Below are 23,873 nucleotides of genomic sequence, written 5' to 3' on the forward strand. Positions count from 1 at the left end.
ACCGGGCCGCGGCAGTCGCGCCTCAGTAGCGGACCCCGATACGGCGCCAGCGGCGGCCGCTGGTGCCCGGCTCGGCGGGGTGGGCGGGCACCCGCCGCCGGTAGAGGACGTACGGACGCCACAAGTACCACAGCGGGACGCTCCAGGCGTGCACGAGCCGGGTGAAGGGCCACACCGCGAGGATGGCCCAGGCGGCGGTCGCGTGGACCTGGTAGATCAGCGGCGCGTGCGAGATGGCCGCGACGTCGGGGTTCCCGGCGAACAGGCCGCGGAACCACAGCGCCACGCTCTGCCGGTAGTCGTAGCCCGCGCCGAAGAGGTTGACGCCCATCGTCGGGATGATGCCCAGCACGATCACGATCGCCAGCAGGACCAGCGCCAGCCAGTCGACCGGGCTGGTGGCGGCGCGCACCCGGGGCACGGTGGTGCGGCGGAAGGCCAGGAGCGCGACCCCGGCGATCACCGCGAGCGCGGCGACGGTGCCGCCGATGGTGGAGAACCAGCGGTAGGTGTGCTCCGGGATGCCGAGCCACCGGGTGAAGGACTCCGGCACGAGGATGCCGAGGACGTGTCCGGCGATGGCCGCGAACGTGCCGTAGTGGAAGAGCGGTCCGCCCCACTTGAGCAGGCGCCGCTCCTGGAGCTGCGTGGAGCGGCTGGTCCAGCCGAACTGGTCGTAGCGCCAGCGCCACACGTGGCCGACGACGAAGGTGACGAGCGCGAGGTAGGGAAGGATGACCCACCACCACAGGTCCCAGGAGTTCATCGGCTCTCTCCGGTCGGGGCGGGGACGGACGGGGGCACGGGCACCGGGTGCGGCGCGGGGGCGGAGGCGCCGGCCATGTACTCGGGCGGGGCGAAGGGATCGAGTCCGACCTGTTCCGCGGGCGGCCCGTCGGCGGCCAGCCGCTGCCAGGTCTCCCGCTCGCGGCGGCCCGGCCGGGGCAGTCGTCCGCACACCGTCTCCAGGACGGGCGTGTACGGGTCGCGCCGTTCGGCGAGCGCCCGGCGGAGCAGTTCGAGCCCGGCCCGGCACTGCACGAGGACGCGGTGTCCCGGCTCGGGGGCGAGCGCGGCGAACTCCAGCACGAGCGGCAGGAAGTCCGGCAGTTCGTCCTCGGGGGGCTCCTGGCCGGCCTGCCGGTAGGTGTGCTTGAGGGCGAGCAGCGCCATGCCCCGCGCGCGGGTGTCGCCGTGCCGGTGGTAGGTCAGGTGCAGGGAGCGGCGGCGGCTGTGGTCGAAGGTGGCGACGTAGCGCTGGGCGGCCTCGGTCGGTGTCAGGGTGCGCAGGTGCGCCGCGACGGCGGCCAGCCGGGCCCGGTCGGTGGCGTCGGTGACGGCGGGCAGGGCCTCGGCGACGTCGTCGAGGCAGGCGAGCGCGGCGGGGTCCGGGTAGCGCAGCAGGACGGCGGCGACGCGGTGCACGACCGGGGTGTCGGCGGCCCGGTGCGGGGTGCGGCGCGGGGCGAGGCGCGGGCTCACGAGGCGTCACCCGGGGCGCCGAAGAGTCCTGGTGCCGGGCCGTCGCCGTTCCAGCCGAGGAGGTTGAAGCGCACCTGTCCGTCGCTGTCGTGGAACTGGCTGCCGCCGCCCGGTGCCGTGAGACCGGGCAGCGGAGGCGGCGGCACCGGACCGAGCGGGTCGTCCTCGCGCGCCCCCGGGTCGCTCCCGCCGCCCGGGCGGTCCAGGGAGCAGTGCTGGGCCATCAGCGCGCCCGATCCCTCGGCGTGCGCCTTGGGGACGACGTAGCGCTCCTCGTACTTGGCGACGGCGAGCAGCCGGTACAGGTCCTCGATGTCGTCGGCGCTCGCACCCACGCGGTCGAGCAGTTCGCGCGGGGCGGGGTCGCCCAGCTGCCTGGCCCGCATGTGGGCGCGCATGGTGGTGAGTCTGCGCAGCACCTCCTCGACGACGGCGGTGTCCCCGGCGGTGAAGAGGTTCGCGAGGTACTCGACGGGGATGCGCAGCGCCTCGATGGCGGCGAAGATCCGGTCGGGGTCGTCGTCGTGGTAGCCGGTGGCGTGCACGGCGTCGGCGACCGGGGAGAGCGGGGGGACGTACCACACCATCGGCAGGGTGCGGTACTCCGGATGCAGCGGCAGCGCCACCCGGTGCCGTTTGATCAGGGCGTACACCGGTGAGCGCCGGGCGGCCTGGATCCAGTCGCGGGCGACGCCGTCGCGTTCGGCGGCCTCCCGCACCCACGGCTCGTGCGGGTCGAGGAAGACCGACAGCTGGGCCTCGTAGAGGTCCTTGTCGTCCTTGACGGAGGCGGCGTCGAGGACGGCGTCGGCGTCGTAGAGCATCACTCCCAGGTGGCGCAGCCGGCCGACGCAGGTCTCGGAGCACACGGTGGGCTGCCCGGCCTCGATGCGCGGGTAGCAGAAGGTGCACTTCTCGGCCTTGCCGGTGCGGTGGTTGAAGTAGACCTTCTTGTAGGGGCAGCCGGAGACGCAGAACCGCCAGCCGCGGCAGCGGTCCTGGTCGACGAGGACGATGCCGTCCTCCTCGCGCTTGTACATCGCGCCCGACGGGCAGGAGGCGACGCAGGACGGGTTGAGGCAGTGTTCGCAGATGCGCGGCAGGTAGAACATGAACGTGTGCTCGAACTCCATCCGCACCCGTTCGGCGAGCCCTTCCAGGTTCGGGTCGGCGGCGGCGTACTCACCCGCGCCGGCGAGGTCGTCGTCCCAGTTCGGGCCGTGCACGGGCCGCATGTCCCGGCCGGTGAGCTGGGACTTGGGACGGGCGCTGGTGAAGCTGTCGGACAGCGGCGCGGTGGTCAGGCTCCGGTAGTCGTACGTCCACGGCTCGTAGAAGTCGTCGAGCGAGGGCAGTTCGGGGTTGTAGAAGAGGCTGAGCAGCTTGCGCACCCGGCCGCCGGACCTGAGGGTCAGCCGGCCACGGCGGTTCAGGGTCCAGCCGCCCTTCCACTTCTCCTGGTCCTCGTAGCGGCGCGGGTAGCCGGCGCCGGGCTTGGTCTCGACGTTGTTGAACCAGATGTACTCGGAGCCCGGCCGGTTGGTCCAGGTCTGCTTGCAGGTCACCGAGCAGGTGTGGCAGCCGATGCACTTGTCGAGGTTCATCACCATCGCCACCTGGGCCATCACCTTCATCGGAAGTCGACCTCCTGGGCGCGTCGGCGGATCACGGTGATCTCGTCCCGCTGGTTCCCGGTGGGACCGATGTAGTTGAAGCCGTAGCTGAACTGGGCGTAGCCGCCGATCAGATGGGTGGGTTTGATCAGCAGGCGGGTGAGGGAGTTGTCGCCGCCGCCGTGCAGCCCCGAGGTCTCGGTGCGCGGCACGTTCAGGTGGCGGTCCATGGTGTGGTACATGAACACGGTGCCCTCGGGCATGCGGTGGGTGACCACGGCGCGGCAGGCGACCACGCCGTTGCGGTTGTACGCCTCGATCCAGTCGTTGTCGGCGGCGCCGATCCGCTCCGCGTCCGGCGGGCTCATCCAGATCACCGGGCCGCCTCGGAACAGCGTGAGCATGTGCAGGTTCTCCTGGAACTCGGAGTGGATGGACCACTTCGAGTGCGGGGTGAGGTAGCGCACCACGAGTTCGGGGTGTCCCCGCACGTCCCGGCGGGGGTCGCCGACATGGGCGAGCATGTTCAACGGCGGCCGGTACACGGGCAGTTGTTCGCCGAACTCGGCCATCCAGTCGTGGTCGAGGAAGAAGTGCTGGCGGCCGGTGAGGGTGTGCCAGGGTTTGAGCCGTTCGACGTTGACGGTGAAGGGCGAGTAGCGGCGCCCGCCGGACTCGGTGCCCGACCACTCCGCGGAGGTGATGACCGCGCGCGGCTGGACGCGGGTGTCCTCGAAGGTGATGCGGTCGCCGGAGCGTTCCTCGGCCAGGTCGGCGAGGGGGACGCCGGTGCGTTCCTCCAGCGCGCGCAGCGACTGCACGGCCACCCGTCCGTTGGTGGTGCCGGACAGTGCCAGGACGGCCTCGCAGAACTGGTCGTCGCGGGCGATGGAGGGCCGCCCGTCGGCGACGCCGCCGCGGACCGTGCCGTTGCGGGCGCGCAGGTAGGCGATCTCCTGCTCGGGTCTCCAGGTGAGGCCCTTGGTGGAGGTGCCGAGGGTGTCGATGAGCGGCCCCACGGCGGCCATCTTCTCGGCGACCTTGGTGTAGTCGCGTTCGACGACGGTCAGCTTGGGCATGGTGCGGCCGGGCACGGGCGCGCACTCGCCGGCCCTCCAGTCGCGCACCCGGCCGTGCGGCTGGGCCAGTTCGTCCGGGGTGTCGTGGGCGAGCGGGGCCGCGATGACGTCCCGGCGCACGCCGAGGTGGGTGGCGGCCAGGCGGGAGAACTCGGCGGCGAGGGTGTGGAAGACGTCGAAGTCGCTGCGGGTCTGCCAGGGCGGTGCGATCGCCGGGTTGAAGGCGTGCACGAAGGGGTGCATGTCGGTGGAGGACAGGTCGTACTTCTCGTACCAGGTGGCCGCGGGCAGGACGACGTCGGAGAACAGGCAGGTGCTGGTCATCCGGAAGTCGACGGCCACGGACAGGTCGAGCTTGCCGACCGGCGCCTGTTCGCGCCAGGTGACGTCCTTGGGGCGCAGACGGGGCGGCGTCTCGGGGGCGGTCACCGCGTCGTCGGTGCCGAGCAGGTGGCGCAGCATGTACTCGTGGCCCTTCATCGACGACGCGAACAGGTTCGCGCGCCAGATGAGCAGGACCCGGGGGAAGTTGGCCGGGTCGTCCGGGTCCTCGGCGGCGAACCGCAGCCGGCCTGCCGTCAGTTCGTCGACGATGTGGTCGGCGACCTCCTTGCCGGCCCGCTCGGCCTCGTCGCACAGGTCGAGCGGGTTGCGGTCGAACGCCGGGTGGGAGGGCATCCAGCCCAGCCGGGCGGCGAGCGCGTTGCAGTCCGGCAGCGTCCGGCCCGCGAGCCGGCCCGGCCCGAGCGGGCTGGTGAGCACGTCCGCGGAGAAGGCCTCGTAGCGCCACTGGTCGGTGGCCAGCCAGAACAGCGGGGTGCCCACCATGTGCCGGGTGGGCCGCTGCCAGTCCAGCCCGAAGGCGAGGTGGAACCAGCCGGTGAGCGGGCGGACCTTCTCCTGGCCGACGTAGTGCGCCCAGCCGCCGCCGTTGACGCCCTGGCAGCCGGTCAGCATCACCAGGGAGAGGAAGGACCGGTAGATCTGGTCGGAGTGGAACCAGTGGTTGGCGCCCGCGCCCATCGCGATCATGGACCGGCCGCCGGTGCGCTCGGCGTTGCGGGCGAACTCCCGGGCGACCCGCGCCGCCGCCGCCGCGGGCACCGAGGTGACGGCCTCCTGCCAGGCGGGGGTGCAGGGCACGCTCGCGTCGTCGTACCCGGTGGGCCACTGGCCGGGCAGGCCCTCGCGGGCCACCGCGTACTGCGCCATGACGAGGTCGAAGACGGTGGTGACCAGGTGGCCGCCGATCCGGGTCGCGGGCACGCCGCGCCGCAGCACTCCCCCGGACTCGCCCGGCCCGGCGTCGAAGCGCGGCAGGTCCACCGCCACCGCCTCGCCGCCGGGCCTGCCGTGCAGGGACAGCAGCGGGTCGGTGCCGTCGAGCCGCAGGTTCCAGCGGGGGCCGTCCTCGGGGTCGGTCCAGCGGAAGCCCAGTGACCCGTTCGGCACGACCGGCTCGCCGGTGCGGGCGTCCAGGAGGACGGTCTTGAACGCGGCCGCCTCCTCCCCGCCCGCCCCGGGCAGGTCCGCGGCGGTGAGGAACTTGTCGGGGACGTGGGCGCCGGGCGCCCCGTCGCGCTCCCGCAGCCGGACCAGGAACGGCAGGTCGGTGTAGGTCTTGGCGTACTCGGTGAAGCGGGGCACCTGCCGGTCGCGGTAGAACTCGGTGAGGACGACGTGGCCCATGGCCATGGCGAGCGCGCCGTCGGTGCCGGGGGCGGCGGCGAGCCAGTCGTCGGCGAACTTGGTGTGGTCGCCGTAGTCGGGCGAGACCACGACGACCTTCTGTCCCCGGTAGCGCGCCTCGGTCATGAAGTGCGCGTCCGGTGTGCGGGTGATCGGCAGGTTGGTGCCCCACACGATCAGGTACCCGGCGTTCCACCAGTCGCCGGACTCCGGTACGTCGGTCTGGTCGCCGAACACCTGCGGCGAGGCCATGGGCAGGTCGGCGTACCAGTCGTAGAAGGAGGAGATGGTCCCGCCGATCATCGACAGGTAGCGGCTGCCCGCCGCGTAGGAGGCCATCGACATGGCCGGGATCGGCGAGAAGCCCACGATGCGGTCCGGGCCGTACCGCTTGACGGTGTGCACCTGCGCCGCCGCGACCAGTTCGACGGCCTCCTGCCAGGTGCAGCGCACGAAGCCGCCCTTGCCGCGGGCCCGTTTGTACGCCGCGCAGCGCCCGGGATCGGAGGTGAGCCACTCCCAGGCGGCGACCGGGTCGGCGGTGCGGGCGCGGGCCTGCCGCCACAGGTCCAGGAGCGGGCCGCGCACGTACGGGTAGCGGATGCGGGTGGGCGAGTAGGTGTACCAGGAGAAGGAGGCGCCGCGCGGGCAGCCGCGCGGCTCGTACTCGGGCGAGTCGGGGCCCACCGAGGGGTAGTCGGTGGCCTGTGTCTCCCAGGTGATGATGCCGTCCTTGACGAACACCCGCCACGAGCAGGAACCCGTGCAGTTCACGCCGTGGGTGGAGCGCACCTCCCGGTCGTGCCGCCACCGCTCCCGGTAGAACTCGTCGGCCGCGCGGCCCCCGTCGCGGTAGAGGACCCGCCGGTCGGGCGACTGCTCGCCGGGGAAGAAGTACTGCGCCGAGCGCATCAGACGTTCGAGGGCCTCCCCCGGGCGGTCGGTGCTCACACTCTCGCCTCTCTCCCGTCGGGACCCGGCCGGACGCGGCCCGCGCGGGTCGGGATCCGGCCCTCGCCAGTCTTGATCGTGACCGGCGCGGCGACAAGCGGCCAATCGCGCGAATCATAGGAAAAGCCGCCTTCCGGGCGGCGGCGTAAGGTGATCGTGCGGGGCGCCGAGGGGGGACGAAAGGGGCTCCGGTCCTTGGCGGGAGGTGCCTGGCATGTCCGACGATCCATGGCTGCCGGACCCCGCGGACGAGGCCGCCGGGCAGGTGGCCGCCGCGCTGGAGGAGATCGGCCGCCGGGCCGGCCCGGGGTCCTTCGAGGAGCTGAGCGCGCAGGTGCGCCGGCTGGCCCTCGGACAGCGCAGGCTGCGCCGGCTGCTGGACGCGGTGGTGGCCATGAGCGCGGACATGGACACCAGGGCCCTGCTCCAGCACATCGTGGACGCGGGCACGGACCTCGTCGCCGCCCGCTACGGGGCCCTCGGGGTGCTCGGCGAAGACGGCGACTTCGTCGACCTGATCACCGCGGGCGTGGACGCCGAGCGGCTCAAGGCCGAGTCCGGGCTCCCGCAGAGCCACGGGCTGCTGGGCAGCCTGATCGCGGACCGCAGGCCGCTGCGCGTGGACGACGTGGCGGCCGACCCCCGCTCGGTCGGTTTCCCCGAGGGCCACCCGGTGATGCGCACCCTCCTGGGCGTGCCCCTGACGGTGCGCGGCACGGTGTACGGCAACCTGTACCTCGCCGACAAGGAGGACGGGACGCCGTTCCGCGACGACGACGAGGCGCTGCTGACCGCGCTGGCCAGCGCCGCGGGCGTCAGCATCGAGAACGCCCGGCTGTACGAACGCCTCAAGGGGGCCACCGAACAGTTCCAGCGCCGGATGCTGCCCGTCCTGCCCGATCTCGCGCCGCTGCGTGTCGAGGCGCGCTACGAACCGGCCTCCGAACTGCCCCGGCTCGGCGGGGACTGGTACGACGCCACGCTGCTGCCGGACGGCGCGGTGTTCGTCGTCATCGGCGACGTCACCGGTCACGACGTGGAGGCGGCGCCGCTGATGGGGCAGATCCGCAACATGCTGCGTGCCCTGGCCTTCGACCGCTGCGGACCGCCCAGCCTGGTCGTCGACAGGCTCGACCGGGCCCTGGCCATGTACGGCGAGCCGACGGCGGCCACGCTGGTCGCGGCCCGCATCGAGCACGAGCCGGGCGCCGGCTACACGGTGCGCTGGACCAACGCCGGGCATCCGCCGCCCCTGCTGGTCACCGCCGGCGGCACCGTGGACGTGCTGGCCCCCGAGCAGCACGGCATCCCGGTCGGTGTCGATCCCGCGCTGCCGCGCCCCGACCACAGCCTGGCCCTGCCCTGGGCGAGCACCCTGCTGCTGTTCACCGACGGTCTGATCGAACGCCGCGGCCAGGACATCGACGCCGGTCTGCGGCAGCTGGCCGCACGGGCGGCCGCCCTCGCCACCGCCCCGCTGCACGCGCTGTGCGACGCGCTGATCACCCGGCAGGACACGTACGACGACGACGTGGCCCTGCTCGCGGTGCGGGTGCCCGCGGCGCCGAGAGCGGGCCGCGGCCCGGCTCAGGAGGAGCAGCCCGGGTCGTGATCGCCCGGCCCCGGGTCGTCGTCGGCGCGGGCGTGCGGGGGCGGGTCGAAGTGGACGGTGATCTTCTCGAACCCCTTGAAGGACTCGGTCGTCGCGTAGGACCGGTAGGCCCGCTGGTCGCCCGCGCTGAGGTGGACGCGGTCGGTGAACGGGCTGAGCAGGCTGCGGGGCCACAGCCGCATGCACCGCACGGCGCCGACCTCGGCCGTCAGGACGTAGACCAGCGAGCCCAGGTAGATCCAGGCGAGCAGGCCGAGCACGATGCCGAACAGGCCGTACGTCGCCGTGGCGCCCCGCAGCACGTGGCCGACGTAGTAGGTGCCGACCCACAGCAGCCCCTGCCAGGCGCACCCGGCGCCCAGCGCCGGACCGCTCAGCACGCGCACGGGCAGCCTGCGCCGGGTCAGCAGCCGGTAGCTGGCGACGAGCAGCGCGGCGTACACAAGGACGGACAGCGCGTCGGCGGCCACCCGGACCCCGACGGCCAGCCGGGCGCCGAACAGGCCCGCCGCCCACTCCGCGGCGGTGGACAGGGCGGTCGTGACACACAGGCCGAGCGCGAGCAGCGACAGGAACTTCAGGCCCTTCACACGTGAGCGGAACGGGTCGGGCCGGGTGTGCCGGGGCACGGCGAAGATCTTGTTCAGCGCGTGCTGCGCGGCCTGGGCGACGTTCAGCGCCCCGTAGGCGCTGCCGACGACGCCCACCGCGACGGCGAGCACGTTGCCCTGGAACGAGTGGATGTTGTGGGCGATCTGGTCCCCGATCACGGGGAACTCGCTGAGGGCCGAGTTCAGTACCGCGTGCTGCAGGTGGGGGCTGCTGCTGAGGACGGCGCTGAGCACCGCGACGAGGAAGAGCAGCAGCGGGAAGAGCGCGAGGAAGCCGTAGTACGTCAGCAGGGCGGCCAGGTAGGCCGCCTGGTCGTCGTAGAACTTGTAGACCACGGCCAGCGGCAGCCCCGCCCAGCGGTGCCGTCGCTGGTAGGAGTCCACCCGGGCCAGCACTCCCATGCGCTCTCCCACACGGTCGGCCGCAGCTCCGCTGCCGCGTACGCCGCCCGTTCCAAGTGCCCTGGCCAGGGCGTTCCATGCGGGAGGGCTACGGGGCGGCCTCCCGGTCCGAGGCCGGCCACACGTACGGCAGGTCGTCCGGCACCCCCGGGAACAGGTCCGCGTAGTGGTCCGGGTCCTTGCGCACCAGGGCCGAGCGGTGGCTGCGGTGCAGGGCCTCGTCGCCCAGCCAGGGCGGCAGCTCACCGGCCGCGGCCAGCTCCGGCTGTTCGCGCACCGGCAGGCCCGGGCGGTGGGCGGCGAGGTCGGCGACGAGGGTGGCGGCGCAGCTGTCCTGGTGGCCGTACTCGCGCCACACGCGGCAGACGTCCAGTCCGTAGCGCACCAGGGCTTCCTCGTAGCCGGCCCACATGCGCACCGCCGGATGCCGGCGCCAGCCGTAGCCGGGGACGGTCAGTCCGCGCAGCACCTGCAGCGCCTCGACCCGCTGCTTGCCCAGTCTGCGGCGGTCGAGCACCCGCGCCGACTCGGCGAAGACGGGGTAGGGCAGGAAGGTCTGCATGGCACCGTCCGCGGGTGGTGGTCGTCGGGCTCCTCGTCGCCCCGGCAGTCTGCCGTGTCCCGGTGGCCGGCGACGGGCGGGTTCCGCCGGACGGCGCAACGCGGTGAGCCGCAGGGGCGGACACCGGGTGAGGGGGCGCGGGCGGTGGAAGAGATGCGGCACACACGACCCCAGGAGGCCGGATGCCCGATGCCGTGGCCGAGGACGGCGCTGCCCGCACCGGCGCCGCCGGTGATGCCCCGGGCTCCGGCCCCGACGACGGGTGCGGTTTCGCGCGGCTGAGCGCGGTGGCCGACGCCGTCCTGTACGAGGGCTACCTGCTCTACCCCTACCGCCGCTCCTCCCCCAAGAACCGGGTCCGCTGGCAGTTCGGGGTGCTGCTGCCCCGCGGCCGGGCGGAACGCGACGGGCCCGTGACGGCCGGACCGTCCGGCTCCGCCGACTCCTGGTACCAGCAGACGGAGTGCCTGGTGCGCATCCGGCGGCCGGACGCCGTCCTGCGGGTGCGCGTGCGCTACCTCCAGGTGCGGCACAAGCAGGTGGAGGCGGCGGGGGCGGACGGCCGGCACCGCCCGGTCGCCTCGCTGCGCACGGACGACGGCGCGGTGCACCTGACCTTCGACGAGGCGGTGCCGCGCGAGAGGGACCTCACCGTCGCGCCGGCCGGCCTGCTCGGCGGCGACGGGTTCACCGCCCCGGTGGGCGCGCCGGCCGGTACGGAGACCGAGCCGCTGCCCGGGCGGGCCGGCCGGGTGGTGCGCCGGTGCGAGGAGGTGCGGGCCCGCACCACGGTCACGGCGCGGCGGGCCGGGCCCGGTCTGGTCCGGCTCCGGGTGCGCACCGAGAACACCGGAGCGGACCCGGACCCGAAGGCGCCGCGGGAGGAGGTGCTGCGCCGCGCGCTCGTCGCCACCCACACGCTCATCGGCGGTACGGGGGTGGAGTTCGTGTCGCTGACCGACCCGCCCGCGGAGCTGGCGGACCTGGCGGGCGGCTGCCGCAACGCGTTCACCTTCCCCGTCCTCGGCGGCGCCGAGCCGGCCGGCGACCGCCCCGAGGGCGTCGGGGAGATGATGCTCTCCGCCCCCGTCATCCTCCCCGACCGGCCGCGGGTGGCGCCCGAGAGTCCGGGTGACCTGCACGACGCCGCGGAGATCGACGAGATCCTCACCCTGCGCACGATGCTGCTGACGGACGCGGAGAAGGCCGAGGCGCGCGCCACGGACCCGCGTGCGGCGGACATCCTCGACCGGGTCGACACCATGCCCCCGGAGGTCTTCTCCCGTCTCCATGGCGCCATCCGCTCCCTGGCCCCCGCCGGGGAGCGTGCGGTCACGGCCGCACCACCGCAGGAGCCCGCACCGCAGGAGCCCGCACCGGGTGGCACGCCCGGTGGGCCGGAGGCCGCCGACGGCGTCCGGCGGCCCGGTGCCGGGCGGCCCGTGTGGTGGCATGAGGGCGGCGACGACGGTCTGTCGCCGTCGACGGACACCGTGCTGGTCGACGGGGTGCGGGTGGGCGCCGGCAGCCGGGTGCGGCTCCGCCCGCGCCGGGGCGCCGACGCGCAGGACATGTTCCTCGCGGGACGCGCCGCCCGCGTCGCCGCCCTCTTCCACGACGTGGACGGCAGCGTGCACCTCGCCGTCACCGTGGACGACGACCCCGCCGCCGAACTGCACACCTGGTACGGCCGCTTCCACTACTTCCGCCCCGACGAGGTCGAGCCGCGGCTCGCGGACGACGAGGAACGAGGTTCACTGACATGACGGCGACCGAGGCGCACGGGGCGGGGCGCAGACCCGCTCAGATCGTGGACATGTCCTGGGACCCGATCACCCGGATCATCGGCAACCTGGGCATCTACACCAAGATCGACTTCGCGAACAGGGAAGTGGTGGACTGCCGTTCCACCTCGTCGCTGTTCCGCGGGTACTCGGTGTTCATGAAGGGCAAGGACCCGCGGGACGCCGGGTTCATCACCTCCCGCATCTGCGGCATCTGCGGCGACAACCACACCACGTGCTCCAACTACGCCCAGCAGATGGCGTACGGCGTCAAACCGCCGCCGCTGGCCGAGCACATCACCAACCTCGGCGAAGCGGCCGAGTACATGTTCGACCACACGATCTTCCAGGACAACCTGGTCTTCGTGGACTTCTGCGAGGCCATGGTCAAGGCCACCAACCCGTCGGTCCTGGCCCGCGCGGAACGCACCCAGGCGCCCCGCGGCGACATCCACGGCATGCGCACCATCGCCGACATCATGCGCGCCTTCAACCCGTTCGAGGGCGAGGTGTACAAGCAGGCGCTGAAGGTCTCCCGGGTGACGCGGGAGATGTTCTGCCTGATGGAGGGCCGGCACGTGCACCCCTCCACCCTCTACCCGGGCGGTGTCGGCACCGTGCCCTCCCCCACCGCCTTCACCGACTACCTCTCCCGGCTCCTGCACGTCGTCGACTTCGTCAAACAGGCCGTCGCCATGAACGACGACGTCTTCGACTTCTTCTACGAGGCGCTGCCCGGCTACGAGGAGGTCGGCCGCAGGCGCGTCCTGCTCGGCTGCTGGGGCGCCTTCCAGAACCCCGGCGTGTGCGACTACCGCTACGAGAACATGAACACCTGGGGCCGGGCGATGTACGTCACCCCCGGCATCATCGTCGACGGCCGGCTGGTGACCAACGACCTCGTCGACATCAACCTCGGCCTGCGGATCCTGCTGGGCTCCTCCTACTACGAGGACTGGACCGGCGAGGCGCCCTTCGTCACCCACGACCCGCTGGGCAACCCGGTCGACATGCGCCATCCGTGGAACCAGACCACCGTCCCCGTCCCGCAGAAGCGCGACTTCGACGGCAACTACAGCTGGGTCATGAGCCCCCGCTGGTACGACCGGAGCAGCGGCGACCACCTGGCCCTGGACACCGGTGGCGGCCCGCTGGCCCGGCTGTGGTCCACCGCCCTCAACGGCCTCGTCGACACCCCCTACGTCAAGGCCACCGGCCACAGCGTCCGCATCACCCTGCCCCGGGGCGACACCCTGCCGGAGTCGACGCTCGAATGGCACATCCCCAAGTGGTCCAACACCCTCGAACGCGACCGGGCCCGTCCTTACTTCATCGCCTACGCCGCCGCCATGGCCCTGCAGTTCCTCGACGAGGCGATGGCGCTGGTGCGCGCCGGTGAGACGAAGGTCTTCGAGAACTTCGAGGTGCCCGACGAGGCGATCGGCTGCGGTTTCCACGAGGCGGTCCGCGGAGTCCTCTCCCACCATCTCGTCATCAAGGACCGGAAGATCGCCAACTACCACCCGTACCCGCCCACCCCGTGGAACGCCAGCCCCCGCGACCACTACGGCACACCGGGCCCCTACGAGGACGCCGTCCAGGGACAGCCGGTATTCGAGGAGAACGGCCCCGACGACTTCAAGGGCGTGGACATCATGCGCACCGTCCGCAGCTTCGACCCCTGCCTGCCGTGCGGCGTCCACATGTACACCGGCAACGGCAGGACGCTCACCACCCTGCACAGCCCCACCTACGGCGCCTCCCATGGCTGAGGCGGCGGGGCAGTCCCCCGCGGCCCGGCTCACGGACGCCGACGCCGAGGCACGGCTGGCCCGCATCGACGGGCTGCTCGCCGAGCTGGAGGCCGCACCGGGCCCGACGGTGCGGCGCGCGCTGGAGGCGGTGCGGCTGCTGAGCGAGGTCTACGGCGAGGCGCTGGCCCGGCTGCTCGAACACGCGGGCGGTGAGCCGGACGGACGGCCCGCTGTGGCCGAGGACGAGCTGGTGGGGCATCTGCTGGTGCTGCACGGCATCCACCCCGAGCCCGCCGAGCGCCGGGCCGCGCGCGCCGTGGAACGGCTGCGGCCGGCCGCGCGCGAGCGCGGCGGTGACGTGGAGTGGGCGGGACTCAAGGGGCGGGTGGCCCAGGTGCGGGTGAGCGAGGGCGGCGGCGGGTGCGGTGCGGGATGCGGCGCCGCGGCCTCCGGTCTCTGGGAGGCGGTCCGTGAGGCGGTGCTGGCCGCCGCCCCGGAACTGGCGGGGGTGGAACGGCTGCCGGAACCGTCCGGGCGGCGGGCGGCTCCCGCGTTCGTCCCGCTGGACGCCCTGGCCCGCCCGGCCTCCCGGAGGTGACGGTGCACGAGGTGTCGATCGCCGCCGCGCTCGTGGAGCGGGCCGGGGAACTCGCCCTGGCCGAGGGCGCGGACACCGTCTCGGCGGTGACCGTGCGGGTGGGTGAGCTGTCCGGAGTCGTGCCCGACGCGCTGGACTTCGCGTTCGAGGTGGTGCGGGCGGGCACCGCGCTGTCCGGCGCCCGGCTCGTCGTCGAGCAGGTGCCCGCGCGGGCGTACTGCGGTCCGTGCGCGGCCGAGTTCGCGGTGGGCGTCCCGCCGTTCTTCTGGTGTCCGCGCTGCGATCGGCCCTCGCGGGACCTGCGCAGCGGACGGGAACTGGCCATCACGGCGATCGAGACGGCGCCGCGGGCGGCCACTTGACGGGTCGGCCGGTCGCTGACGGCGCGGGGGGCCGCCCGGGGGGCGGGGCCCCGGGGGGGCCTCGGCCTCGGCGGCCGGCACGAAGGCGACGAGCCTGCCCTCGTTGGCCACGTACAGCGGGTCCAGGCCCAGGAATCCGCAGGCGTTGGCTACCGCCTCGGGGACGGGCAGGGACCGCTCGTGGAGCCGCACCCCGGTGCCGGAGGCGCGGGCGATCTCGTTGAGGGAGGCGGCGAGGCCGCCGCGGGTCGGGTCGCGCAGTACGTGCAGGTCCGGGGTGACGGCGAGCATGGTGGAGACCAGGTCCGCCAGGGGCGCGGTGTCGCTGGCGATCTCGACGCCGAACTCCAGGCCCTCCCGGACGCTCATGATCGCCACGCCGTGCAGGCCGATCGGGCCGCTGACCAGGACCGCGTCGCCCGGCCTGGCGCGCTGCGGCCGGATGTCCACGCCCTCGGGGACGAGCCCGACACCGGCGGTGGTGACGTACACGCCGTCGCCGTGCCCGGCCTCCACCACCTTGGTGTCGCCGGTGGCCACGGTGACCCCCGCCGCCTCGGCCGCCGCGCCCATGGCGCGGGCGATCCGGTCGACGACGCCCAGTGCGACACCCTCCTCCAGGACGAACGCCGCGGACAGGTAGGTGGGCCGGGCGCCGCTCATCGCCAGGTCGTTGACGGTGCCGTTGACGGCCAGGTCGCCGAGGCTCCCGCCGGGGAAGAACAGCGGGCGCACCACGTAGGAGTCGGTGGAGAAGGCCAGCCGCGCACCGCCGAGGTGGAGGACCGCGGAGTCCCCCATGGCGGCGAGCACGGGGTTGCCGTACGCCGGGGCGAAGACGTCCTGGACGAGTTCCGCGGACAGGGCGCCGCCCCCGCCGTGGCCCATGACCACGACCGGCTGGTCGCGCAGCGGGGCGGGGCAGGTCCAGTTCGCGGGGTCGACGGCCGCGTCCGGGCTCGCGAGGTCAGCCAACGGTGTTCAACTCCTCCTGCGGGGCGGACGATCCCTGGGGGGTGGGGCCGTTCATCCGGCGGTACAGGTAGTAGGCCGCGCAGGCGCCCTCGCTGGAGACCATGGTGGCGCCCAGCGGGGTGCGCGGGGTGCAGGCGGTCCCGAACGCGGCGCACTCGGTCGGCTTGATCAGGCCTTGCAGGACCTCGCCCGCGCGGCACACGGCGGGCTCCTCGGTGCGGATGCCGGTGACGTCGAAACGGTGCTCGGCGTCGTAGGCGCGGTAGGCCTCGGACAGCCGCCAGCCGCTGGCGGGGATGCGGCCGATGCCGCGCCAGGAGCGGTCGGCGACCTCGAAGACCTCCTGGAGCATCCGCAGGGCGGCCGGGTTGCCGCTCTCGCGCACCGCGCGCGGGTAGGCATTGTCCACCCGGTGCTCGCCGCACTCCAGTTGGCGCACGGTGCGGCGGATGCCCTCCAGGATGTCGAGGGGTTCGAAGCCGGTGACGACGATGGGGACCCGGTGCCGTTCGGCCAGCTCCGGATACTCGTCGGTGCCCATGACGCTGCACACGTGCCCGGCGGCGAGGAAGCCCTGCACCCGGCAGGCCGGGGCCGTCATGATCGCGTCGATGGCCGGGGGGACCCGGACGTGGGAGACGAGCAGGCTGAAGTTGTCCAGGCCGAGACGGCGGGCCTGGTGCACCGCCATGGCGTTGGCGGGCGCGGTCGTCTCGAAGCCGATGGCGAAGAACACCACCTGCCGGTCCGGGTGCCGCCGGGCCAGCCGGAGCGCGTCGAGCGGCGAGTACACCACCCGGACGTCACCGCCCTCGCCCTTGACGCGGAACAGGTCACGGTCGGTGCCCGGCACCCTCAGCATGTCCCCGAAGGAGCAGAAGATCACCTCGGGGCGGGCGGCGATGTCCAGTGCCTTGTCGATGACCTCCAGCGGGGTCACGCACACCGGACAGCCCGGCCCGTGGATCAACTCCACCTCCTCGGGCAGCAGTTGGTCGATGCCGTGCCGGATGATGGAGTGGGTCTGGCCGCCGCATACCTCCATCAGCGCCCAGGGCCGGGTGACCGTCGCCCGGATCTCGTCCAGCAGCCGCCGGGCCAGGGCCGGGTCGTTGAACTCGTCGATGTACTTCATCGGGCCTCGCTCCCGCTCTCGTCGCGCGCCGCCGGGGCCGCCCAGGCGGGCGGGGCCGCACGGCCGGCCTGCTGCGCCGCCTGCTCCCAGGCGTCGCCGAACTCCTCCTCCAGCAGACCCAGTTGTTCGAACAGTTCCAGCGACGCGCGGGCCGACGCCTCGTCCAGCCGTTGCAGGGCGAACCCGACGTGGACGATCACGTACTCCCCCACCCGCAGATCGGGCAGGTACTCCAGACACACCTGTTTGCTCACCCCGCCGAAGTCGACCAGTCCGGTGAGCGGGTCGGCACGGTGGTCGATGGACACGACCTTTCCGGGCACTGCCAAGCACATGGGTCACTCCGTCTCGTCGCTGTCGGTGAGCCGCCCGGCGACCATGAGCTGGCCGAGCGCCAGGCCGCCGTCGTTCGGGGGGACCTCGCCGTGCCGCAGGACGGTGAAACCGTCGCCGGCCAGCAGCACGGTGCACTCCTCCTCCAGCAGCCCGTTGGCGAAGACGCCGCCGCTGAGGACGACGGTGGTCAGGCCGGTGGCCCGGCGGGCGCGCCGGCAGATCCGGGCGACGGCCCGCGCCACCCCCCGGTGGAAACGTGCGGCGAGCACCGGCGCCGGGGTGCCGCGCCGCCGGTCGGCGAGGAGGGCCTCCAGCATCGGTGCCGGATCGCAGCCCACGGGGCCCGCTCCCGCGGTCAGCCCGAAGGGGTACGCGGCGGTCTCCGTCTCCCGGGCCTCGGTGGCCGCCGCCTCCAGTTCCAGGGCGGCCTGCGCCTCGTACGCCGCCCGGTGGCAGATGCCCGCCAGGGACGAGACGGCGTCGAAGAGGCGTCCCATGCTGGAGGTGGGCACACAGGCCAGGCCGCGTTCCAACTGCCTGAGCAGCACGGCGCGTTCCACGTCCGTGCAGGCGGTGACGCTGGGCAGGCCGGGCTCCCAGGGCAGTCCCGCGGCCCACAGCCGGGCCAGTGCCAGGCGGCACGGGTTGGCCACGCCCGCGTCGCCGCCGGGCAGCGGTGCGGGGGCCAGGTGGGCGAAGCGGCGGTGGCCCGCGTAGTCGGCGAGCAGGAACTCGCCGCCCCAGACGGTGCCGTCGTCGCCGTAGCCGGTGCCGTCGAAGGCCACGCCGATCACGGGTGTCGTCCCGTCCAGGCCGTGTTCGGCCATCGCGGAGGCGATGTGCGCGTGGTGGTGCTGGACGAACACCGGTCCACCCGCGCGCAGCCGGGCCGCACGGTGCCGGGCCCAGCGGGCCGAGTGGTAGCCGGGATGCCGGTCGGCGGCGACGAGCGCGGGCGCCACGCCGGTGAGGTTCAGCAGGTGCCGCTCGGCCCGCCGGGCGGCGTGCAGGGTGGTCAGGTCGCCCATGTCGCCGATGTGCGGGCCGAACCAGGCCTGCTCGCCGTCGCCGACGCACAGGGCGTTCTTCAGGTCGCCGCCGACCGCGAGCGTGGGGCGCACGGGCAGGGGGAGCCGCAGCGGGCGGGGAACGTAGCCGCGGGAGCGGCGGAGCACCTGCTCGGTGCCGTCGGGGCGGACCCGCAGCAGCGAGTCGTCGCACGGGGAGGCGACGGGCCGGTCGTGGGTGAGCCAGGCGTCGGCCAGTCCGGCCAGCCGTGTCAGGGCCTCCCCGTCGTCCGTGACGATGGGTTCGCCGGAGCGGTTCCCGCTGGTCATGACCAGCACGCGGGGGCCGGGCGGGTCGCCCGGCAGACCGAACAGCAGGGAGTGCACGGGGGTGTAGGGCAGCATCACGCCGATGTGCGGGCTGCCGGGGCACACCGCCTCGGCGAGGCAAGGGCCGCCGGGGCGCGCGCACCGGCGCAGCAGGACGATGGGGCGGCGCGGGCCGGTCAGGGCCGCTCGTTCGCGGTCGTTGGGGGCGGCGATCCGCTCGGCGGTGGCCAGGTCCGCGCACATCACGGCGAACGCCTTGCCGCCGCGTTCCTTGCGGGCGCGCAGGGTGGCGACGGCGTGCGCGTCGGTGGCGTCGCAGGCCAGGTGGTAGCCGCCGACGCCCTTGACGGCGACGATCCGTCCGGCGGCGAGCAGCGCCCGCGCGCCCGCCAGGGCCTCGGCGTCCCGGGCCGGGCGCGGGCCGCTGCCGTCGGCGGGCACCAGGGTCAGCCGGGGCCCGCAGCCGGGGCAGGCGACGGGCTGGGCGTGGAAGCGCCGGTCGGCGGGGTCGGCGTACTCCCGCGCGCAGGCCGGGCACAGCGGGAAGCCGGCCATGGTGGTGGCCGCGCGGTCGTAGGGCATCGCGGTGGCGACGGTGAAGCGGGGGCCGCAGTGGGTGCAGGTGATGAACGGGTGCCGGTGCCGGCGGTCGGCCGGGTCGGCCAGCTCCCGCAGGCAGTCGGCGCAGGTCGCGGTGTCGGGCGGGAGCTGGGTGCGGCCCGCGCGCTGCTCGGTGGGACGGATGGTGAAGGGGCGGGCGGCGCCGGTGGCGGGGAGGTCCTCGTGTCCGATGCCGGTCACGGCGGCCAGCGGCGGCGGCTGTGCGGCCAGCCGGTCGCAGAACCGGGTGACGCCGTCCGCCGGTCCCTCGACCTCGATCAGCACGCCGTCCGCGGTGTTGCTCACGAATCCGGTCAGGGCCAGGTCGGCGGCGAGGCGGTGCACGTAGGGCCGGAAGCCGACGCCCTGGACCGTGCCGCGCACGGTGAGGCGCCGGCGTACGGCGCCGGTGGCGGGTGCGGTCACGGGGCGGGGGTGGTCGCCGGGTGGGGGCGGGCGTGCCCGGCGGCGGGGGCGGGAGCGTGCTCGTGCGGTCCGTGGTCGTGGCTGTGGGGGCGCGGGGCGAGGGGCGGGTGGTGCGGCGGGGCCTCGTGGCGGACGGCGAGCGCGCGTTCCAGGACGGTGTCGACGCCGTCGCCGGTGCGTGCGCAGGTGCGGACGATCTCCACCCCGGGGTTGACCCGCTGCACGTGGGCGCGGAAGGCCCCCTCGTCGAAGCCGGCCGGCTCGGCCAGGTCCGTCTTGGTGAGGACGACGAGGTGGGCGGAGCCGAAGGCGGTGGGGTACTTCAGTGGCTTGTCCTCGCCCTCGGTCACCGCCATCAGCACGATCCGCAGGGTCTCCCCGAGGTCGTAGGAGGCCGGGCAGACGAGGTTGCCGACGTTCTCGACGAACAGCAGCGCGGTGTCCGCGGGCAGCCAGCCCGCCAGCCGGGTGCGCAGCTGGCGGGCTTCGAGGTGGCACAGGCCGTCGGTCAGCACCTGGCGCACGGGCGCGCCGGAACGGGCGAGGCGGCGGGCGTCGTTCTCGGTCGCCAGGTCCGCGGTCAGCGCGGCCACCGGGATGTCCAGGGCGACGGCGCGGGCCAGCACCCGTCCGAGGAGTTCGGTCTTGCCGCTGCCGGGACTGGACAGCAGGTTCACGACGCCCACGCTCCGCCGGGCGAGGTCTTCGCGCAGGTCCCGGGCCAGACGGTCGTTCTTGGCGAGGACGGCCTGCTCGACGTCGACGGACCGGCACATGACACTTCTCCTCGCGGTCGGTTCAGGAGGGGGCCGCTCGTGCGGGACGAGCGGCGCCTGACCGATCGTGGACGCCGTCGGCCGCGCGGTACGGCAGCGCGGCCGTGCGCGGGACCCCGGATTGGTCCGGGCGGCTCAACGGGAGGGCTCCGGCGGGGGCGGCGGGGTCCGCGAGCAGGGCGGGGACGAGGGTGTGCAGGGCGTCCACCGCGTGGCCGACCGCCCGGCGCACCGGGTCGCTCAGTCCGGGCATGACGTCCTCGTCGCCGGTGGGCCGGACCGCGGGTTCGCAGGCGAGCACGAGGACGCGGGGAAGCGGCCCGTCGCCCAGGCGGGCGGCCAGGGCCAGCACCCTGGCCGGGTCCATGCCGTGGGCCTCGGGCGGGACGGCGGCCGGGTCGGGCAGGTCGGCTTCGACGAGGGAGAGGGTGCCGGGCCGGTGCCCGCGCGGGGCGGCGTCGACGAGGACGGCGGTGGCGTAGCCGTCCAGGAGTTCGTAGGCGAGGTCCAGGCCGCGGATGCCGAAGTCCCGTGCCCGTACGCCGGCGGGCAGCGGTCGGGCCGCCAGGGCCTTCAGCACCTCGGGGCCGAAGGCGTCGTCGGCGAGGAAGATGTTGCCGACGCCCGCGACCAGCAGCCGGACCGGGGGCGGCGCCGTCACCGGGGGCTCGCGGTGAGCGGGTCGGCGGCGGGGGCCAGGGGGCGCGCGGTGCCGGAGGGCACCTTGCGGACGAACGCCGAGCGCAGCGCGTGGTAGTCGGCCCGGGGGTCGAAGAAGATGGCGTGCATGCGGGCGAGTTCGGCGCTGCGGTGGTCCGCGAGCGGCCGAGCCGCCTCGTCGCGTGCGCGCGCGGCCGCCTTGGCCTCGATCCGCCGGCCGAGTCCGGGGGCACGCGACAGTTCGGCCGCGAGGCGGTCCACCTCCGCGGCGAACTCGGCGGCCGGGGCGGGGACCAGACGGTCCACCAGGCCCAGCCGGTGCGCGGTGGCGGCGCTGACCGGCAGGGCTTCGGTGGTGAGCCGTTCGGCGGCCCGCTCGCCGGCCCGGCGCGGCAGGCTGTACGTCCAGTACTCCGAGCCGTACAGGCCCATCCGCCGGTAGTGCGGGTTCAGGACGGTGCCGGTGCGGCACCACACCTCGTCGGCGGCGAGCGCGAGCATGACGCCGCCGGCGGCGGCGTTGCCGCCGAGCGCGGCGACCACCAGCCGGTCGGTGGTGCGCAGCACCGCCTCGACCAGGTCGTTCATGGCGTTGAGGTTGGTCCAGGACTCGGCGGCCGGGTCGGGGGCCGCCTCGATGACGTTCAGGTGGATGCCGTTGGAGAAGAAGTCGCGGGCCCCGCCGAGGACCAGCACGGACGTGGGGCGGGTGAGGGCGTGCCGGTAGGCGGCGAGCAGCCGGCGGCAGTGGTCGGTGCTCATGGCCCCGCCGGGGAAGGAGAAGGCCAGGAAGCCGGTGTCGCCGTGCTGCCGGTAGCGGATGTCGGTCCAGGTGCGCCGGCCGGCGGGCAGTTCGAGCGGGACGGGTTCCTCCCCCGGTGCGTCGGGGCCGAGCACCGAGGCGGCCGGGCGTTTGAAGGGGGCGGGGTCGCCGGAGTTCTTGCGGGGCCTGAGTTCCGGGATCCACACGGCGCCGTCCGAGGTGGCCCGACACACCGCCCCGGCGCGGGTGGCGAGCAGGTCGCCGGGACGTCCGCGCAGCCGGTCCTCGGGGTGGCCGCCGTGCAGGAAGACCTCACGGCCGAGGATCTCGTCGAGCACGCCGGGCTGGGAGTCGGCGCCGCGGAGCTTGCGCAGCACGGTGGCGGTGCTGTCCGCGGCCCAGTCGATGCGCCGCCGGGTCTGGCGCAGGGCGTCGCGCCACACCACGCGCACCTCCGGGTCGCTCTGCGGCCGCGGTTTGAAGGAGCCCTCCTCGAAGCGGCGTACGGCCAGCAGGACGGCGGCCGCCGCCGCGTCGGAGGCCTCGTTGCGGTACAGGTCGCTCTTGCCCACCTGCTCCGTCCTGAACGGCACCGATGCCCAGATGTCGCCGGCGTCCATGGCGGCCTCGGCCCGCAGCACCGTGACGCCCCAGTGCGGTGCCTGTTCGGCGATGGCCCAGTCCAGGGAGGACGGGCCGCGGTCCCCCTCGGGTCCGGGGTGCACGATGAGGCAGGTGTGCTCGCGCCACAGGTCTTCGGGCAGCGCCGTCTTCAGCATCGGCGCGATGATCAGGTCGGGGCGGGCGCGCGTCACCGCGGCGCGGACCGCGTCGGGGCCGTGCGAGGCGAGGACGGCGTCCACGCGGTGTCCGTGGTCGGTGAGTTCGGCGTAGACGCGTTGGGTCAGGCTGTTGAACGCGCTCGCCACGAGCAAAATGTCCATGACATGGCATGGTGTCCGGTTCGCCGACCGCCGGGAAGGACCGTGACGGCGTTTCGTCCGCCCCGGCCGGCCGTGTGCTCCATCCGGACCGCGGGCACGGAAGTCCACCCGGAACGCGGGCGCGGGAGTGCTCCATCGGGGCCGTGGGCGCGGGGCGGTGAAGGGGACCCCGGCTCGCCCCGGCGTGGCGCTGCAATACTTTCTGCTTATCTGATGTAACAGTCTGCACATGATCTGGCAGCAGAACATCGACAGGGCCCCCGTCCGATGTGACCGGGCCGCCGTTCGTCATCCTCGTCGTCTCACCCTGCGCGGGGCACTGCTGGTCGCGGCGACGACCGCCGCGCTGGCGGGCGGCCCCACGGCCACGGCGGCGCCGGCCGGCGCCTTCACCGCCGACTGGGACGCCATCGCCGCGTGCGAGTCCGGGGGGAACTGGCAGGCGAACACCGGCAACGGCTACTACGGCGGACTCCAGTTCGCCCAGTCCAGCTGGATCGCGGCCGGCGGACTGCAGTACGCGCCCCGGGCCGACCTGGCCTCCCGCCGGGAACAGATCGCGGTGGCCAGACGGCTCGCCGCCCTCCAGGGGATGCAGGCCTGGGCCTGCGCCTGACGCCGGACCGTCAGAAGCGGTAGTGCGCCTGCTGGGTGGCGAGGGTCACCCAGCGGGTGTTCGAGAAGGCCTCGATGCCCCACCGGCCGCCGATACGCCCGTACCCGGAGGCCTTCACCCCGCCGAAGGGCGCCTGGGGTTCGTCGGCGACGGACTGGTCGTTGACGTGCACAATGCCGGTACGGACCCGGCGGGCGACGTTGAGCCCGTGGGTGGCGTTCTCGGTGATGATGCCTCAGGTCAGCCCCTTCTCGGTGTCGTTGGCCAGGGCGACGGCGTCGGCGTCGTCCGCATACGTCCCGACGACGCCCACCGGGCCGCCGAACACCTCCGTCCGGTACACCTCGGCGTCCTCGGGCACGCGCGTGAGCACGGTGGCCGGGTGCACCGCACCCTCCAACTCCCCACCGCCGACCAGGACCTTCGCACCCCTGGCCACGGCGTCGCGCACCAGCCCGGCCACGCGCCGCGCGGCGTGTGCGGACGGGCCGGACGGGTGGACGGGACGTGCCGCCGCGGTTCGTCCAGTGAAATTTCCTTCGCAGGTCCGGCGGAAATGCCGCTCCGCTTCCACGGCTGCGTCAAGGGTCGCCCGTCAGTTCCGCACAGCCGGAGGGCGGATCGGTCGGGGCGGACCGGTCAGGGCGCGGGGTGCACCGGTGGAGGTGGGGCCGAGCGGTGGAGGTGCGGTGGGTCGGGCGGGACTGGGGCGTGTTTCGAAAGTGGCGCCGTCCGCCCGAAGGGCGGGCCCCGCGGTGCCTGGTGCGTGTGATCGCAAGGCGGAGGGTCGTCCTCGTACCGGGCGT

The 23,873-nt window shown here is 74.0% G+C and carries 18 protein-coding genes and 2 pseudogenes; 6 read left to right on the forward strand and 14 right to left on the reverse strand.

The features are described 5' to 3' along the window. Window positions 1–22: 22 nt before the first annotated feature. The 4 genes from narI to IG64_RS12895 are packed head-to-tail and all read right to left on the reverse strand — an operon-like array spanning window position 23 to window position 6,775. A complete protein-coding gene (gene narI, locus IG64_RS12880; protein WP_037855161.1) occupies window positions 23–766 on the reverse strand; it encodes a respiratory nitrate reductase subunit gamma in 744 nt (247 codons plus the stop codon). Then, entirely contained in the window at window positions 763–1,482 is a 720-nt protein-coding gene (gene narJ / locus IG64_RS12885) for a nitrate reductase molybdenum cofactor assembly chaperone (protein WP_037855162.1), read from the reverse strand. Before narJ ends, narI begins: the two co-directional genes overlap by 4 nt. Then, window positions 1,479–3,116: a nitrate reductase subunit beta gene (narH, locus tag IG64_RS12890; protein ID WP_037855163.1), complete on the reverse strand. Its 1,638-nt coding sequence runs from the start codon at window positions 3,114–3,116 to the stop codon at window positions 1,479–1,481. The genes narJ and narH overlap by 4 nt, the downstream gene beginning before the upstream one ends. Next, entirely contained in the window at window positions 3,113–6,775 is a 3,663-nt protein-coding gene (locus IG64_RS12895; protein WP_051812783.1) for a nitrate reductase subunit alpha, read from the reverse strand. The genes narH and IG64_RS12895 overlap by 4 nt, the downstream gene beginning before the upstream one ends. Window positions 6,776–7,028: 253 nt before the next feature. Between IG64_RS12895 and IG64_RS12900 the strand changes: the two genes are divergently transcribed. Next, window positions 7,029–8,426 (forward strand): PP2C family protein-serine/threonine phosphatase, encoded by a 1,398-nt coding sequence (locus IG64_RS12900; RefSeq protein ID WP_078883952.1) that lies wholly within the window; start codon window positions 7,029–7,031, stop codon window positions 8,424–8,426. On the opposite strand, the gene IG64_RS12905 is transcribed toward IG64_RS12900, so the two are convergent. Both IG64_RS12905 and IG64_RS12910 read right to left on the reverse strand, forming a co-directional pair. Continuing rightward, window positions 8,402–9,439 carry a YihY/virulence factor BrkB family protein gene (locus tag IG64_RS12905; protein ID WP_037855165.1) on the reverse strand — a complete coding sequence of 346 codons (1,038 nt, stop codon included), beginning with the start codon at window positions 9,437–9,439 and terminating at the stop codon, window positions 8,402–8,404. The two genes, IG64_RS12900 and IG64_RS12905, sit on opposite strands and share 25 nt — an antisense overlap. An 88-nt stretch (window positions 9,440–9,527) precedes the next feature. Further along, window positions 9,528–10,001, reverse strand: a complete 474-nt coding sequence (locus IG64_RS12910) for an MSMEG_6728 family protein (protein ID WP_037855166.1) — start codon at window positions 9,999–10,001, stop codon at window positions 9,528–9,530. A 182-nt stretch (window positions 10,002–10,183) separates the two neighbouring features. Between IG64_RS12910 and IG64_RS12915 the strand changes: the two genes are divergently transcribed. From IG64_RS12915 to hypA, 4 genes are read left to right on the forward strand one after another with little or no spacing between them, the layout of a single operon-like run. Further along, complete coding sequence (locus IG64_RS12915; RefSeq protein ID WP_051812767.1) at window positions 10,184–11,767, forward strand: hypothetical protein; 1,584 nt, start codon at window positions 10,184–10,186, stop codon at window positions 11,765–11,767. Continuing rightward, window positions 11,764–13,557 (forward strand): nickel-dependent hydrogenase large subunit, encoded by a 1,794-nt coding sequence (locus tag IG64_RS12920; RefSeq protein WP_037855167.1) that lies wholly within the window; start codon window positions 11,764–11,766, stop codon window positions 13,555–13,557. Before IG64_RS12915 ends, IG64_RS12920 begins: the two co-directional genes overlap by 4 nt. After that, a complete protein-coding gene (locus tag IG64_RS38705; protein WP_078883953.1) occupies window positions 13,550–14,137 on the forward strand; it encodes a NifU family protein in 588 nt (195 codons plus the stop codon). The genes IG64_RS12920 and IG64_RS38705 overlap by 8 nt, the downstream gene beginning before the upstream one ends. Window positions 14,138–14,139: 2 nt before the next feature. After that, on the forward strand, window positions 14,140–14,499 hold the full coding sequence (gene hypA, locus IG64_RS38710; RefSeq protein ID WP_078883954.1) for a hydrogenase maturation nickel metallochaperone HypA: 360 nt from the start codon (window positions 14,140–14,142) through the stop codon (window positions 14,497–14,499). 57 nt (window positions 14,500–14,556) lie between these two features. Here hypA and hypE read toward each other — a convergent pair. From hypE to IG64_RS12955, 7 genes and pseudogenes are all read right to left on the reverse strand, one after another. Next, window positions 14,557–15,474: pseudogene (hypE, locus tag IG64_RS12925) on the reverse strand (hydrogenase expression/formation protein HypE); the annotation flags it as partial. Beyond that, window positions 15,467–16,609, reverse strand: a complete 1,143-nt coding sequence (gene hypD, locus IG64_RS12930) for a hydrogenase formation protein HypD (protein WP_037855168.1) — start codon at window positions 16,607–16,609, stop codon at window positions 15,467–15,469. The pseudogene hypE and the gene hypD, both read right to left, overlap by 8 nt. Next, window positions 16,606–16,944 carry a HypC/HybG/HupF family hydrogenase formation chaperone gene (locus tag IG64_RS12935; protein ID WP_051812769.1) on the reverse strand — a complete coding sequence of 113 codons (339 nt, stop codon included), beginning with the start codon at window positions 16,942–16,944 and terminating at the stop codon, window positions 16,606–16,608. Before IG64_RS12935 ends, hypD begins: the two co-directional genes overlap by 4 nt. A gap of 3 nt (window positions 16,945–16,947) precedes the next feature. Next, on the reverse strand, window positions 16,948–19,308 hold the full coding sequence (gene hypF, locus IG64_RS12940; RefSeq protein ID WP_037855169.1) for a carbamoyltransferase HypF: 2,361 nt from the start codon (window positions 19,306–19,308) through the stop codon (window positions 16,948–16,950). Further along, the gene (gene hypB / locus IG64_RS12945) at window positions 19,305–20,084 is read right to left on the reverse strand and encodes a hydrogenase nickel incorporation protein HypB (protein ID WP_051812771.1); all 780 of its coding nucleotides are present in this window, start codon (window positions 20,082–20,084) and stop codon (window positions 19,305–19,307) included. Before hypB ends, hypF begins: the two co-directional genes overlap by 4 nt. 22 nt (window positions 20,085–20,106) lie before the next feature. Further along, window positions 20,107–20,745, reverse strand: coding sequence for a hydrogenase maturation protease (locus IG64_RS12950; RefSeq protein WP_037855170.1), 639 nt, complete (start codon window positions 20,743–20,745; stop codon window positions 20,107–20,109). Further along, window positions 20,742–22,451, reverse strand: coding sequence for a hydrogenase maturation protein (locus IG64_RS12955; RefSeq protein WP_037855171.1), 1,710 nt, complete (start codon window positions 22,449–22,451; stop codon window positions 20,742–20,744). Before IG64_RS12955 ends, IG64_RS12950 begins: the two co-directional genes overlap by 4 nt. A 229-nt stretch (window positions 22,452–22,680) precedes the next feature. Between IG64_RS12955 and IG64_RS12960 the strand changes: the two genes are divergently transcribed. Continuing rightward, window positions 22,681–23,067 carry a transglycosylase family protein gene (locus tag IG64_RS12960; RefSeq protein ID WP_037855173.1) on the forward strand — a complete coding sequence of 129 codons (387 nt, stop codon included), beginning with the start codon at window positions 22,681–22,683 and terminating at the stop codon, window positions 23,065–23,067. 10 nt (window positions 23,068–23,077) lie between these two features. Here the strand turns inward: IG64_RS12960 and IG64_RS12965 are convergent. After that, window positions 23,078–23,599, reverse strand: a pseudogene (locus tag IG64_RS12965) (aldehyde dehydrogenase family protein); the annotation flags it as partial. Window positions 23,600–23,873 lie beyond the last annotated feature (274 nt).

Origin of the sequence: Streptomyces sp. NRRL S-340, assembly GCF_000720185.1 — a bacterium.
Classification (GTDB): Bacteria; Actinomycetota; Actinomycetes; order Streptomycetales; family Streptomycetaceae; genus Streptomyces.